This window comes from Streptomyces sp. RB17, assembly GCF_009604455.1.
Lineage (GTDB): Bacteria > Actinomycetota > Actinomycetes > Streptomycetales > Streptomycetaceae > Streptomyces.
This window is the reverse complement of record NZ_WEGL01000001.1, coordinates 370548-383482: the sequence shown is the minus strand read 5'-3', so window position 1 is coordinate 383482 and position 12935 is coordinate 370548. Positions and strand designations below refer to the sequence as shown.

The following is a 12935-nucleotide window of genomic DNA, read 5'->3' as shown; positions in this document are numbered from 1 at the left end:
CGAAGGGCCCGTTCGGCATTTCATACGACTTTCGGTCGCTTTCGACGTGTGATCACAAAACCGGCGCGTCGCTGTCCGCTTTGGGTTATTTCTGATTAATCTCCCGTAACTGTAAGGCAGCGATCTGCCACGGATCGCACCCACTTCACTCCACGGAGAAGACATGCACAAGCTTCGCAAGGCCGCCGTCCTGATCGCCGCCGTCAGCAGCCTCGGGCTCATGGGCGGCACCGCCCACGCCGGCGGTCAGGAAGGTGGCAAGGGTGGCGGCCACGGCGACAAGTTCAGCGTCCTGCAGAGCTCCAACTGCAAGTCGCACGACCTGAACCTGGACATCCTCGGTGAGGTCGGCCTCCTCGACGGCCTGGCGGGCGACCTGGCGAACGGCGAGGGCGACCCGGGCGCGCAGGCCACGCACCTCGGTTCGACCATGGGCTGCAACAACAGCGCCTTCTGAGGCGCACCGCCAGCGCGCGGCCAGAGCTGAAAATGGTCCCGGCACCGAACCCGAGGTTCGGTGCCGGGATCATTTTTGTGCACCGGTGAGCATTCAGGGTGACAAGAATTCTGAATTCGGTGCGTCGCTGGTTGTCTTCGGTTATTTCCTATTAGCCTCCATAACGGCACTAAGTCGATCTCTGACAGATCGCATCCACTTCACTTCCACCGGAGTAGACATGCACAAGCTGCGCAAGGCCGCCGTCCTGGTCGCCGCCCTCGGGAGCGTCGGGCTCCTGAGCGCCGGTGCCGCTCACGCCGATCAGGGTTGGGGCAAGGGCGGCAACGGCCCCCGCTTCAGCGTCCTGCAGAGCACCACCTGCAAGTCCCACGACCTCAACGCCGACGTCCTCGGCGAAGTCGGCATCGCCGACGGCCTGCTGGGCAACGCGCTGAACGGCGACGGCAACGCCGGCGCCCAGGCGTCGAACCTCGGCTCGTCCATGGGCTGCAACAACAGCGTCGGCAAGTAGCCGACCTCTTTCCCCGGTGTCCCCGGCCACAGGCGGGGGCACCGGGGAAATCCATGATGCCGAAAGGCCCTGCCCCTCGAATGCCGAATGCCGGACCGGGAACGATCCCGGTCCGGCATTTTCGTGCGCGGTTCAGAATGCGATGTGCGGCTTCCTGAACCGGGGCTTCTGGAAACCTTTGGGCAGCTTCACATGGTTGGAGCAGTCCACGGTGGGCCCCACCTTCGTCGTACCGCCGTCGAGCAGGTCGTCGTCGGGAAACACCACGCGCGACCGGTCGATCGTCGAACAGTCCTGCGTCTGCCTGATGGCATGCCGGCCGTGGTCGTCGGTGCGGGTCTCGCTCTTCCGCACGCAGACGGTGTCGCCCGTGGCGGTGCTCCTGCAGTCGCCCCTGGGGCCGTCGGCGTGCGCAACGGCGGCGCCGGCGCAGACCACCGCGAGACTTCCGACGAGCCCCGAGAGGGTCGCGATCTTCTGTCGAGTGAACATGTGCTGCTTTCCTTCGGCTTGGAGAGCTCTGGAAGTGGGGGTACGACCGCAGCCCGGACGCGCACCCCCGAGTGGGGTGCCACGCGTCCGGGCTGCCTTCGCCATGAGGTGTTGCTCAACACACCGTCACGCCACCCGGGTTGGTCCGGGGACGGGGACGATCGGTGCGGGGGATGTGCAAGGGGTGTTCCAAAGGATGCCGGTGCGCTGCGACCGCGAGGCGCTCACCTGCGCACCGAGGACCCGAGGGGCGGCGTTACTGGTCGTCGCCCTGACCGGCGCCCTGGCCGTAACCCTCGTCGGGCGAGGACTTGTGACCCTCGGGCCCCGCGTAGTAGCCGCCCCACGTGGCGACGGCGTTGGCCGACGAGTTGGCCACAGCGGTGAGCTGCGGAGGAAGCTCGTCGTGGTCACCGCCGGCGAAGCTGACGCCGACACCGAGGGTGGACAGTCCCGCAACCGCTGCCGCAACGATCGCAGCACGCTGGAACTTACGCATGGTTTGACCCTTTCCTACCGGGCTGGAAAGCCCTGGTTGACTACGTGCTGTGAGCATATACACACAATCCGTAGCAATTTGGGATCTGTACTCCATACGTCGTGTCGGTTCACCGGGTTATTCGCGCGGGGTTCGGCCCCGGAGGTCAGCTCAACAGGCCGGGAAACTCCATCTTGCCGTCGGCCTTGTCGGGCGCCCCCGACGTCGTGGGGGCACAGGTCACCTCCGGGCCGATCCGCATGGTCCCGTTCCCCAGGGCGGCGGGCAGGGTGAAGGGCTGTGTCGGCAGGCAGTTGTCCTGGTGGGGGAGGTTGCCGTCCTCGGGGATCTCGCCCTGGATCCGCTGGATGCAGGTGACGTTGCCCTGGATGTCGCGCGTGCAGGGACCGGGGCCCCATCCGACGTGCGCCTGAGCGACGCCTGCACAGGTCACGGCGAGGCCGCCGACGAACCCCGCGACGGCCGCGATCTTCTTGCTGCTGAACATGCGTTGCGTTTTCCTTTGTGAGGGGCGCCCGGCCTGGTGCGAGGGAACCCCCCGGGGGGTGACCCGAAGGGTTCCGCGGGCGGCGCCGAGCACGATGACGCCGACGGCCTCAGCCGCCGAAGGCGTTGTTGAACTGGCCGCAGGTGGTGTCCAGGGTCTGAGCGAGTCCGAGCACGCCGATCGGGAGGTCGTTCTCGGCCACCGTCTGCGGGCTGCACTCCTGGTAGGGGCGGTAGAGGTCGTTCACCTCAAGCCCGCCGCGGCCGTGGGCGTAGGCGGTACCCGCGCCGGCACCCATGGCGGACAGACCACCGGCTGCCGCCACTGCTGCGACCACGACCTTCTGAAGCTTGCGCATGGAACCCTCGGTTCTTCCTTGCTGGTACATCGAGGCTGATTGCCTACCGTGACTGAGCGAACACTAGCAGTAGCGAACGGTGACACCAACTGCCGTTCCGGCGTGGCGGGTTGCCAACGGGACGGTGCGAACGGCTTTTACGACAATGTGGGTTGCGCGGTCCGTACGCGGTCGCGCGCGGGCACGGACACGGACACGACCAGATCCCGCAGCCCCTCGACGTACCGCCGCATGTTCTTGTACGCGACGTCGGTGTCCGGGTAGCGGCAGGCCAGCCACAGCCCCTCGTGCAGCCGGTTGACCCACACGCACACCTGGTCGCCGTAGGACACCCGGAGCAGCGCGTAGGCCTTCTGCTCGCTCCAGCGGGAGGAGCCGGGGATCATGCGGGCGTCCACGTACGAGACGATCGAGTACAGGTCGGGCGAGGTCGGGCGGAAGTCCGCGCCGAGCAGGCGCAGTACCCGGGCCAGCGGAATGCGCGCCAGCGACCGGTTGGCCTGCAACTGGGCACGGACCGCGGTGAGTGCGCCGTCGAAGTCCCGTGTCGTGGGCACCTCGATCGGCGCACCGCCGACGTACCAGCCGACGGAGTCCGCCCACGCGGACTTCACCCGGGTGTGGAACGGCACCACCGTGCGGTAGACCGGCTGCCCGCCGAGCTGGTGCACGATCAGGCTGGTCGCGGCGAGGACGCCCACCATGCTGCCGCCGTAGGGCCGGCAGTACGCCTCGAACGCGGCGGCGGCGTCCGCGTCGACGAGCGGCTCGCGCAGCAGCTTCTGGGCGGGCAACGCGCCGCCGGGCCGCAGACCGAGGTCGACGGGGAAGTCCGGGAGCCTTCCGTCGCACCGGGCGATGAACTCCCGCCAGCGGGAGACGATCGCGTGCGTGCCGTCGATGTTGTCGGCGTTCGTCCGCTCCTGCTCGCAGAAGTCGACGTAACTGCCCACGGGTGTCCGGGCCGGGGGCCTCCCGGTGACACCCGACAGGTACAACTCGCGGATGTCGTCCGGGATGCGCTGCAGCGAGTAGGCGTCCACGTTGGTGTGGTCGAAGGCCAGGTACACGCTGGTGGAGTCGTCACGGAAGACGGCCGCGTAGATGAAGTTCGGCCAGCCGAGCGCGTCGGCCGCGACGTCGAACCGGTCCTGCAGATAACGGACCAGCGTGTCCGTGTCGGTGAAGTCGCCGACCACCTCGCGGCGCAGGGACACGTCGTGCTCGTCGAGCGTGAACCGGTGCATGTCGCCGTCGGCCCATCGGAAGCCGCTGCGCAGCGTCTCGTGCCGCAGCGTCCATCCGCGCAACGCCCTTTCCAGGGCGTCGGGATCGGCCCGGCCCGGCAGGTCGAACGCCGTACCGAGCCAGGTCGGCACGAACATCCCGTCCTCGCGCACCGAGCGCGCGGTTCTGATGTGCGACTCCTGGATGTACGCCGGCGGCCGCGGATCCGGCGGCCGCGCTGCCGCGGCCTCGACGGCCGCCGGGCTGAAGGTCCACTCGACCAGGCGTCCGGGCCGGACTTCGCAGCGTTGAATGTCAGAAATTCGCACGAGGGCGTCTCCTTCGCAGAAGACCCAGACTTGATCAGGAGGGAGCCGTGCGCGAGCGGCGGTTGCCGTGTCGCCGGCTTTTCAGCGGGACGTGTGACGCATCGAACGGCGAAGCGAACGGTGACGTCGGCCGTGTCGACAACAGCCGTGGCCTGCTGGGCCTTTGGACGCGCGGAGCCGAGCGCCGGCGCCACACGCGCCGGCGCTCCCCGCGCGACCGGGAAACCGGTCTCACTCGTACCGGTAGATCCGGCTGAGGTCCTCCAGTTCGTCGGGCGTCACGTCCCACGGGCGCAGTCGCTCGTGCCGGGCCACGATGCGGCCGTGCTGGGCGTCGCGCGAGCCGGGCGGGTCGGCCGGGAGGTAGCGGTGGCTGCGGTGCATCGACTGCCAGCGGATCCACTGCAGATCGACGAAGGAGTGATGCAGCCAGAAGACGGGGTCGTTGGGGGAGGCGCCGCCGACCATCACCCCGCCCACCCAGCGGTGCACCCGGTTGTGGTTGCGCCAGGAGACGCTGCCCCGGCCCCTCCCCCACCCCTCCAGCTTGTTGCGGAAACCCTTGGTGACCGTCGAGTTCCAGGGCGCCACGTCGTACACCGGGTCGGCCAGCGCCGCCCGGAGGTCACGGGCGGTCGGGAGCTGGATGGGGTTGCTGTGGTGGCCGAGGTCGCGGGTGAGGTAGTGGATGTCGGTCACGTTCTCATTGATCCTCCAGTGGCCCGCGCGGTAGGCGAAAGGTCCGGTCATCACCTGCCGGTCCGAGCGTCGTCCGTTGCCGCCCATCAGGTCGTCGGTCCACGGCACGGAGCCGGCCGTGCGGTCCCGGGTCCAGTCCCAGTACGGCACGGTCACCGAGTCGTCCACCCGGCGCAGGGCCCGCTCCAGCTCCAGCAGGAGCTTGCGGTGCCAGGGCAGGAAGGAGGGCGCCATGTGGGCGGAGCGCAGCCCGCGTTCGCCGTCGGGGGCGTTGTACTGCATGTGCAGCCGCACGAACTCGTCGTACTCACCCCGCCGTTTGACCTCCAGCAGGGCTTCCACGAACCGCCGCCGCTCGGTGCGGGTCAGTCTGCTGACGTTCTTACGCGTGTACGCCATGCCCGCCCCCCATGTGCGTCGGCCCGCCCATGGGTCCCGGTGCCAGATCGCGCAGTTGCTCCTCGGGCCCCAGCTCGTCGACCGCACCGCGGGCCGCGGCGAGCGGGGTCTCGTACGAGCGGTAGTGGTCGACCATGCTGAGCCAGCTGCCGTCGGCGCGGCGCATCAGGTGCAGCGGGCGGCCGTCGATCGTGACCTCCCACTGGCCGGCTGCGGCCCGGCGACCGGTGCGGACCTCGGCGCCGCGGATGTGGCGCCCGCGGTAGGTCTCGTCGAAGGCGGCGGTCCGCCGGCTGTCGTCCACGGTCCTCGGGGGCGGCTCGCAGGCCGCGGCCACCGGGACGAACGCGACGCCGACGGCCGAGGCGAGCAGCCTCCGTGTCACGTCCCGCCGTGTACTGTCCCCGGGCCGCGCTCCGTCCTCGGCGGGCGTTGCGCGCTGTCCGGCCACCGGCGCCGCTCCGACGTCTGAAACCATCGTTCACTCCTCGTCCGGTCGGGGGTCCGAAGCGGTAACCGCCGGACGCCCCGTCCGGTCACCGCCATGCGGCCGGACCGGTGACGAGTGCGCGCGGGCCGGGGCCGGAGCGGGACGGGTGCCGGAGTGTGCTCAGCCGGTCCAGAAGTCCCACCAGCGCGTCAGGATCAGCATGCCGACGACTCCGGTGTGCAGCACGGGCAGCACCCAGGTGAACTCCGCGAAGAACGCCCGTACCGGGGCCGGCGCGGGCAGGAACCGGTGGCGTACGGCGAACGAGGTGACGTACCAGAACATGATGATCGTGGCGACCCAGGCCAGACAGCACCACAGGCACAGCGCGTTGATCCGGTACAGCGACTCGAACTGCAGCCAGGACACGAACCCGATCCCGAACAGACAGCCCGCGTCGAAGGTCAGCCAGTACCAGCGGGGGAAGGCGGCACCGGCCAGCAGGCTCATGCCCACGCAGAGCACGACGCCGTAGGTCACGAGGCCGAGCATCGGGTTGGGGAAGCCGAAGGCCGCGGCCTGCGCGCTCTTCATGACGCTGCCGCAGGACACCACCGGGTTCAGGCTGCACCCGGGCGTGAAGTTCGGGTTCTCGAGCAGCTTGAACTTGTCGAGGGTGATGACCCAGGAGGCCAGCAGCCCGGCCGCCCCCGTGAGGACCAGGAGGAGCCCGAGACCGCGGCTGCCGGCGGCCGCGCGGGGTGCCTGCACCGGCGCCATCAGGCGCCCCGGCCGAGGGCCGGCAGGACGGCGTGGGCAGCGGCCGGCACGGGCCTCCCGGCGACGGCGACCACTGCGGGCCGCTCCGGCGGGGCGGCGCCGGCGACCGCGGCCGACCGTCGCGGCGGGATGCCGCACCGGGCGACCCGGGACGGCATGGGGACGACCGCACGGACCGCCTCCGGCGACAGCGGGACCGCCGGGCCCGGCCGGGCCGGACCGCCCTGGCCGCCGGGGCGGAAGGAGTGCGAGTCGCCGCGAGGTGAGGTCACCGCGCGACCTTATGGCACCCCGCGGGACGGCCCGGTCGGGCGCTCCTCCGATCGTGTGGGGCGCGGCCGGCGACCACACGATCGGAGGACGGCCGGTGAGCGTACCGGGCCGCCGCCGGGCCTTCCGGCGGCGGCACGGATCGCCGGCGCCGTGCCCGACGGGCTCCCGCGGCCCGGCCGGGACCGGACAGGGCGCCGTGGGACCTTCCCCCCGGACCAGGCCGGTCCCCCCGGACTACGCCAGTCCCTCCGGACCACGCCGGTCCCCCGGACCGCGCCCGTCCCCCGGACCACGCCGATCCCCCCGGACCACGCCCGTCCCCCCAGGACCATGCCGATCCCCCCGGACCAGGCCGGTCCCCCCGGACCATGCCGATCCCTCCGGACCATGCCAGTCCCTCCGGACCACGCCCGTCCCCCGGGACACGCCGGTCCCATCGGACCACGCCACTCCCCCCGGACCACGCCGGTCCCTCCGGACCACGCCGGTTCGGAGCGACAGGACCCTCCGGGCGAGCCGACCCCGGCGAGCGGGGACCTAGAGGCCCAGCAGCGAGGTGAGGAGGCCGAGGAGGCCGGAGAGGACTCCGTGGACCGCTCCCGACACCTGGTCGCCCTGCCCGTCGGTGGCGGCCTTCTGCAGGGTGTCGATCGCCTTGGTGAGCGTGACTTGCGCCTCGCTCACGCTGCCGTTCCTGCCGGCCAGGGACAGCTCGCCCTGGGCCGCGGAACCCGTGGAGGTGCCCGGCGCTGCCGCGCCCGCCTTGGCGACGGCGTCCTTGGCGGCCTTGACGAGCCTGTTCGCCTGGTCGGCGGAGAGCTGTCCCCTGTCGGCCTTGAGCACGGCGTCGAGCAGGGTGCTGACCGGCTGGAGCACCGTCCCGAAGAGGCCGAGGCTGTTCACATGCGTGAGGAGCTTGTCGGCACCGGGTACGGGCTCTTGGGCCGCGGCACGGTTGCGGTGCGGCGTGGCGTCGGCCGCGAAGGCGGCCGGGCCGGTGACGCCGGCCAGCAGGGCGGCACAGAGCACGGTGGACGCGACGCGCCGAACGGGTGGAACCCCCATGGACGTTCCTTTCGCTGATGAACGGGATCTTGTGCCCACCGTGAAATCGCCCACCACCCCCCGCAACCGATCGAGGGCGTTCCGGTGAACCACCGGTCCATTCGGGGCACGGCATAGGCACTGCCGGACCCCTTGACCATCCGCTACGCCCGAGTAAGTTGACTCCCCGGTAAGTCCGCGTCAGCCGAGCCGCGACCGGGGAGCCGTCATGGGCGTACGCAGGGACCTGAAACGGGCTCAGCAGCGCACCGACCTGGCGGCGCGTGCGCGCATCGAGCTGATCAGGGACGAGAGCGGCACCGTGCGCGAGGTCCGGGCCGCCGCGCTGGCGCCCCGCTGCACCGGCGGGGGCATCGCCGGCATCCCGTTCACCAACGCGCAGGAGGCACCCGACGCCGTCGTCCTGCGCCGCCGGGAGAACGGCACCTGGCGCCGGGTGACCGCCCTGGCCTTCGCCCGTGAGGTCACCGCCGTCGCCAAGGGGCTGATCGCGGCCGGCCTCGAACCCGGCGGCCGCGTCGCCCTGATGTCCCGCACCCGCTACGAGTGGACGGTCCTGGACTTCGCGGTCTGGGCCGCCGGCGGCCAGGTCGTCCCCGTCTACGCCACCTCGTCCGCCGAACAGGTGGAGTGGATCGTCCGCGACTCCGGCGTCCGTCTCGTCGTCGCCGAGACGGACGCCAACGCCGGGACGGTCACCACCGCCACGGCCCGTCACCCCGAACCGCCGCGTGTCCTCACCCTCGACGCGGACGCGCTCGCCGACCTCACGGCCCTCGGCCGGGACGTCCCCGACGAGGAGGTCACCAAGCGCCGTACGGCCCTGACCCCCGAGTCGGTGGCCACGATCTGCTACACCTCCGGGACCACCGGACGGCCCAAGGGCTGTGTGCTCACCCACGCCAATCTGTACGCCGAGGCGGCCAACACGGTCGAGCTGCTCCACCCGGTCTTCAAGGAGGTCACCGGCCAGGTGGCGTCGACCCTCCTGTTCCTGCCGCTCGCCCACGTCCTGGGCCGAACCCTGCAGATCGCGTGCCTGCTGGCCCGGATCGAGCTCGGCCACTGCCCGAGCGTCAAGCCGGACGAACTGCGCCCGATGCTGCGGGAGTTCCGGCCCACCTTCCTGGTCGGTGTGCCGTACCTCTTCGAGAAGATCCATGACACCGGGCGTGCCACTGCCGAGAAGATCGGCCGGGGTGCGTCCTTCGACCGGGCGGACCGGATCGGGGTGCGCTTCGGGGAGGCGTACCTGCGGAGGTTCCTCGGTACGGGCAAGGGTCCGGGGATCGGCCTGTACGCCGCCTGGGCGCTGTACGACCTGCTGGTCTACCGGCGCATCCGCAAGGAGCTCGGCGGCCGGATGCGCTACGCCATCAGCGGCGGCTCCCCGCTCGACCGGAACCTCAACCTCTTCTTCTACGCGGCCGGCATCATCGTCTACGAGGGCTACGGCCTGACGGAGACGAGCGCCGCCGCGACCATCGTCCCGCCGCTGAAGCCGCGCCCTGGCACCGTCGGCCTGCCCGTCCCCGGCACCGCGGTCCGCATCGCCGACGACGGGGAGGTCCTCGTCCAGGGCGGGGTGGTCTTCGGGTCGTACTGGAACAACCCGGCGGCCACGGACGAGGTACTGTGGGGGTCCCCCCGGACGGAGTCTGGGGGAGGCTGGTTCGCCACCGGTGACCTCGGCTCCCTCGACGGCGACGGGTATCTCACCATCACCGGCCGCAAGAAGGACATCCTCGTCACCTCCGGCGGCAAGAACGTCTCCCCGGCCGTCCTGGAGGACCGGCTGCGCAGCCGTCCGCCCGTCGGGCAGTGCCTGGTCGTCGGCGACAACCGTCCCTTCGTCGCCGCCCTCGTCACGCTCGACCCGGAAGCGGTGGCCCACTGGCTGTCGGTCCGCAGACTGCCCGCGGACACGCCGATGGCCGAGGTGGTCCGGGATCCACGGATGCGGGCCGATGTGCAGCGAGCCGTGGACTACGCCAACGAGGCCGTCTCACGTGCCGAGTCGATCCGCGCCTTCGCGCTGGTCGAGGGCGAGTTCAGCGAGGAGAACGGGCTGCTGACCCCGTCCCTGAAGGTCAGGCGGCAGGCGGTGGCGGCCGCGTACGCGGAACAGATCGAGGCACTGTACGGCGGGTGAGCCTTTCGAGCAGCACAGAAGTGCCATTCGGGTGAATTACCCGAAATCCATCCCCTTCCGGTTTCTTCGGGCGTCCATATCTCGTTCACAGTCTGCAGGTCGTGGCACGCGTGAAGCCCCCTTCGTCGGGCTCCGTGGCCGGCTTCCGATTCCCTCCGAGAGGAAGACAACGAGAGTGCGACAGACCCTGAGCAAGGGATTGGTCGTGGCTGCCGCCGCGACAAGCGCCCTGTCTCTGTACACCCCATGGGCGTTCGCGGACTCCGATCCGCTGTCGACGGTGACGGACTCACGTGCCGCGGCGCTTCCGGGCAGCATGACCGAGGACGAAGGTCTCCCGGGCGTGGCAAGCGCCATGAGGGCGATCGAGCAGGCGCAGGACGCCGTGCGGACGGCCCACAGGGACGCGGGGATGACCGAGGAGGCCGCCCCCGAGTCCCGGTCGAGCCTCCAGCGCTCCTCCGCGGGTTCCGGGAGCCACGGCGACGACGAGCCGAGCCACAAGCCCTCCCAGAGCTACGGCGACGACGACAAGCCGAGTTACGGCAAGTCCGGGAGCTACGGCGACGACGACAAGCCGGGCTACGGCAAGTCCGGGAGCTACGGCGACGACGAGTCGAGCTACGGCAGCAGCTACGGCGGCGACGAGCACTGCGGGTGCTACGGCGAGGAGGAGAAGCCGCCTCCGCCGCACCGGCACGTTCCGCCGCCCCAGCACCACAAGCCGCCGCAGACGCCGCCGCACCGGCACGTTCCGCCGCCGCAGCACCACACGCCCCCGCAGATGGCCCACACCGGCTCCGAGGGCACCATCACGGCCGCGGCCGCCGGCGGCGTGCTGCTGGTCGCCGGAACCGTCCTGTACCGGCGGGGCCGCCGGGCAGCGACCCAGAAGTAGTCGAGCGGGTGCCGGACGCCTCGCGCCCGGCACCCGCCGCCTCGCCGCGCTCGCCGTCCCCCTTTCACCCGCCCCGGTGGAGATCGGGTCAGGTCCGTCCGTCGAGGGCGTCGAGCAGTTGCGCCGACTGCGGTGAGGCGACCTTGCGGACGAAGTACATCCGGGAGGCTTCGATCGCCGGGAGATCGGCGAGGGTCCTCGTGCCCCTCAACTGCCGGTCCAGATGGTGGAAGTTGCTGAAGTCCGCGGTGACGCGCCCGGCTCGTGGCCGCAGTACCGGGTCCTCCACCTCATCGCGCCAGCCGCTGTTCCAGACGAGCGTGTGGAAGAACATCTCGTCCGGCGCGTGCGTGGTACGGAACAGGTTCTCCCAGCCGGGGTCCTCGGCCTTGCCCAGGAGGTCCGCGACGCAGTCGGCGGTCAACGCCGTCCACTGACTGCCGGCCACCGGCTCGATGTCACCGAACACGGAGGGCCTGCGCCGGGGGGTCAGCTCCGAGATCCCTCTGCGCAGCAGGGCGCGGGGAAGATAGGTCGGACCCGGTCCGGTCGGCACGGCGTCGAGACACCACCGCTTGAGGACTCGGCCGGCGGTGTCCTTGTCGTCGAGCACCCCGGCCGCCCGGCAGTGCTGACGGAACGGCGCCGAAGCGAGGTACGCGGCGAACTCGCCCACCGGCCGGGTGGGGTAGCACTGCCCGGACAGCAGAACGATGTGCTCGGAGGGCCGGGCGAACTCCAGCGCCGTGCGGTACAGGGCGAGCGTGGCGCGGACGACCGAGAAGGCTCCCCACCGCACCGCGACGCGGTCGCGGACGTAGGTGGTGCGAGGCACTCCCGCGAAGTCGGCACTTCGTGACCGTGCGTCCACATGAACGACCACCGGGTAGGGCGCCAGGCGCTCGACGAGCCGGGAGAACAGCGCGGGCTCGGTGTGAGCGAGCACGGCGAATACCGGCATCGTTCTCTCCTCCCTCGGTGGTACCGGCCTCTCCCCACGGTGATCGGGAGGCCGTCGGTCGTGTCGTGGGCTCGCTGACGCGCGGGAGGGACGTCCCCCGAATGGCGCGCTCGCCGCGGGGCCGTACCGGCACCACCGGGTGAGGCCGCCTCACACGACGTGGCCGAGCGGCATGGTGAAGCGCAGGGGCCGGAACATCTCGGCATAGCCGCAGCCGACCCTGCTGCCGTGCAGGACGGCACGGGCGCGGACCGCCTCGGCGCCCAGCTCACGGCGCGTGCCGATCTGCGAGGCGTGTGCCGCGAGGAGGGCGGTCTTCTGCTCGATCACCGGGCTGATGTCCACGCTGATGCCCGACGACAGCAGGGAGGAGCGGGGGGACTCGTACAGCAGAACGTTGTCCAGGCGTCGTGCGGCGATGCTGATGGCCTGGTGCGTCCTGACGTGGTCCTGGTGGATGTCCTCCGGCAGATGCGTGTAGACCAGATCCGGCGCCGCGTTCGCGATCTCCTCCTCGAGGCGGCTCACCAGGGCGCGCAGGGGCCCGAGTTGGCCATCCGGGCGCTGCAGCATCACCATCTTCGCCCCCAAGAGCTGCGCGGCGTGCTCCTGTTCGGCGGCGCGCAGCACGGCGTCCCCGGCGAGGGCTCCGTCGCTGACGATGACCAGGGTGATCGAGGCGCCGTACGCCGCGTGCCGCAAGAGGGCACCTCCGCAGCCGAACTCGACGTCGTCCGGGTGAGCCCCGACCGCCAGCACTCTCTTCCACATAAGCGCCCCTAAGGATCGGCTGATGGTTCGCCAATGTCCTCATCATACGCATGCGTTACTTTTTCGACGTCTTTCCCATATACACCTTTTGCGTGTCTTCATCACCGAACACACTCCCGCTCTTAATAGCGTGTTTTGTGAAGA

At 70.6% G+C, this 12935-nt stretch carries 16 protein-coding genes; 4 read left to right on the top strand and 12 right to left on the bottom strand.

Annotation, left to right across the window (positions count from 1 at the left end):
* The first annotated feature begins 163 nt into the window (after positions 1–163).
* Together SRB17_RS01800 and SRB17_RS01795 are read left to right on the top strand one after the other, a co-directional pair.
* Positions 164–457, top strand: a complete 294-nt coding sequence (locus SRB17_RS01800) for a hypothetical protein (RefSeq protein WP_153533998.1) — start codon at positions 164–166, stop codon at positions 455–457.
* A gap of 220 nt (positions 458–677) precedes the next feature.
* Positions 678–971 (top strand): hypothetical protein, encoded by a 294-nt coding sequence (locus tag SRB17_RS01795; protein WP_153533996.1) that lies wholly within the window; start codon positions 678–680, stop codon positions 969–971.
* Between the two features lie 132 nt (positions 972–1103).
* On the opposite strand, the gene SRB17_RS01790 is transcribed toward SRB17_RS01795, so the two are convergent.
* The 10 genes from SRB17_RS01790 to SRB17_RS01745 form a co-directional block, all read right to left on the bottom strand.
* The gene (locus SRB17_RS01790; RefSeq protein WP_153533994.1) at positions 1104–1463 is read right to left on the bottom strand and encodes a hypothetical protein; all 360 of its coding nucleotides are present in this window, start codon (positions 1461–1463) and stop codon (positions 1104–1106) included.
* A gap of 256 nt (positions 1464–1719) precedes the next feature.
* Complete coding sequence (locus SRB17_RS01785; RefSeq protein WP_153533992.1) at positions 1720–1962, bottom strand: hypothetical protein; 243 nt, start codon at positions 1960–1962, stop codon at positions 1720–1722.
* A 145-nt stretch (positions 1963–2107) separates the two neighbouring features.
* On the bottom strand, positions 2108–2449 hold the full coding sequence (locus SRB17_RS01780; protein WP_153533990.1) for a hypothetical protein: 342 nt from the start codon (positions 2447–2449) through the stop codon (positions 2108–2110).
* Between the two features lie 109 nt (positions 2450–2558).
* Positions 2559–2807, bottom strand: a complete 249-nt coding sequence (locus SRB17_RS01775; protein WP_153533988.1) for a hypothetical protein — start codon at positions 2805–2807, stop codon at positions 2559–2561.
* 137 nt (positions 2808–2944) lie between these two features.
* The gene (locus tag SRB17_RS01770) at positions 2945–4363 is read right to left on the bottom strand and encodes a condensation domain-containing protein (RefSeq protein ID WP_323374836.1); all 1419 of its coding nucleotides are present in this window, start codon (positions 4361–4363) and stop codon (positions 2945–2947) included.
* Positions 4364–4594: 231 nt separating this feature from the next.
* Positions 4595–5461 (bottom strand): tyrosinase family protein, encoded by an 867-nt coding sequence (locus SRB17_RS01765; protein WP_153533986.1) that lies wholly within the window; start codon positions 5459–5461, stop codon positions 4595–4597.
* The gene (locus SRB17_RS01760; RefSeq protein ID WP_416237013.1) at positions 5445–5846 is read right to left on the bottom strand and encodes a tyrosinase cofactor; all 402 of its coding nucleotides are present in this window, start codon (positions 5844–5846) and stop codon (positions 5445–5447) included. The genes SRB17_RS01765 and SRB17_RS01760 overlap by 17 nt, the downstream gene beginning before the upstream one ends.
* A gap of 225 nt (positions 5847–6071) precedes the next feature.
* Complete coding sequence (locus SRB17_RS01755) at positions 6072–6671, bottom strand: vitamin K epoxide reductase family protein (protein ID WP_153533982.1); 600 nt, start codon at positions 6669–6671, stop codon at positions 6072–6074.
* The gene (locus tag SRB17_RS01750; protein ID WP_153533980.1) at positions 6671–6943 is read right to left on the bottom strand and encodes a hypothetical protein; all 273 of its coding nucleotides are present in this window, start codon (positions 6941–6943) and stop codon (positions 6671–6673) included. The genes SRB17_RS01755 and SRB17_RS01750 overlap by 1 nt, the downstream gene beginning before the upstream one ends.
* Positions 6944–7481: 538 nt before the next feature.
* Complete coding sequence (locus SRB17_RS01745; protein WP_153533978.1) at positions 7482–8009, bottom strand: hypothetical protein; 528 nt, start codon at positions 8007–8009, stop codon at positions 7482–7484.
* Positions 8010–8217: 208 nt separating this feature from the next.
* On the opposite strand from SRB17_RS01745, the gene SRB17_RS01740 reads away from it, so the two are divergent.
* Positions 8218–10161, top strand: a complete 1944-nt coding sequence (locus SRB17_RS01740; RefSeq protein WP_153533976.1) for an AMP-dependent synthetase/ligase — start codon at positions 8218–8220, stop codon at positions 10159–10161.
* Positions 10162–10504: 343 nt separating this feature from the next.
* Positions 10505–11059 (top strand): LPXTG cell wall anchor domain-containing protein, encoded by a 555-nt coding sequence (locus tag SRB17_RS01735; RefSeq protein WP_194293875.1) that lies wholly within the window; start codon positions 10505–10507, stop codon positions 11057–11059.
* Positions 11060–11147: 88 nt separating this feature from the next.
* Here SRB17_RS01735 and SRB17_RS01730 read toward each other — a convergent pair whose 3' ends face one another.
* Together SRB17_RS01730 and SRB17_RS01725 are read right to left on the bottom strand one after the other, a co-directional pair.
* Entirely contained in the window at positions 11148–12020 is an 873-nt protein-coding gene (locus tag SRB17_RS01730) for a beta-1,6-N-acetylglucosaminyltransferase (protein WP_153533974.1), read from the bottom strand.
* 150 nt (positions 12021–12170) lie between these two features.
* On the bottom strand, positions 12171–12791 hold the full coding sequence (locus SRB17_RS01725) for a PIG-L deacetylase family protein (protein WP_153533972.1): 621 nt from the start codon (positions 12789–12791) through the stop codon (positions 12171–12173).
* Positions 12792–12935 lie beyond the last annotated feature (144 nt).

Bases quoted from the DNA above. Each gene is read 5' to 3' on its own strand.
- SRB17_RS01740 (WP_153533976.1), top strand. From the start codon at position 8,218: ATGGGCGTACGCAGGGACCTGAAACGGGCTCAGCAGCGCACCGACCTG.
- SRB17_RS01790 (WP_153533994.1), bottom strand. From the start codon at position 1,463: ATGTTCACTCGACAGAAGATCGCGACCCTCTCGGGGCTCGTCGGAAGT.
- SRB17_RS01775 (WP_153533988.1), bottom strand. From the start codon at position 2,807: ATGCGCAAGCTTCAGAAGGTCGTGGTCGCAGCAGTGGCGGCAGCCGGT.
- SRB17_RS01745 (WP_153533978.1), bottom strand. From the start codon at position 8,009: ATGGGGGTTCCACCCGTTCGGCGCGTCGCGTCCACCGTGCTCTGTGCC.
- SRB17_RS01795 (WP_153533996.1), top strand. From the start codon at position 678: ATGCACAAGCTGCGCAAGGCCGCCGTCCTGGTCGCCGCCCTCGGGAGC.
- SRB17_RS01755 (WP_153533982.1), bottom strand. From the start codon at position 6,671: ATGGCGCCGGTGCAGGCACCCCGCGCGGCCGCCGGCAGCCGCGGTCTC.
- SRB17_RS01725 (WP_153533972.1), bottom strand. From the start codon at position 12,791: ATGTGGAAGAGAGTGCTGGCGGTCGGGGCTCACCCGGACGACGTCGAG.
- SRB17_RS01785 (WP_153533992.1), bottom strand. From the start codon at position 1,962: ATGCGTAAGTTCCAGCGTGCTGCGATCGTTGCGGCAGCGGTTGCGGGA.
- SRB17_RS01800 (WP_153533998.1), top strand. From the start codon at position 164: ATGCACAAGCTTCGCAAGGCCGCCGTCCTGATCGCCGCCGTCAGCAGC.
- SRB17_RS01765 (WP_153533986.1), bottom strand. From the start codon at position 5,461: ATGGCGTACACGCGTAAGAACGTCAGCAGACTGACCCGCACCGAGCGG.
- SRB17_RS01730 (WP_153533974.1), bottom strand. From the start codon at position 12,020: ATGCCGGTATTCGCCGTGCTCGCTCACACCGAGCCCGCGCTGTTCTCC.
- SRB17_RS01780 (WP_153533990.1), bottom strand. From the start codon at position 2,449: ATGTTCAGCAGCAAGAAGATCGCGGCCGTCGCGGGGTTCGTCGGCGGC.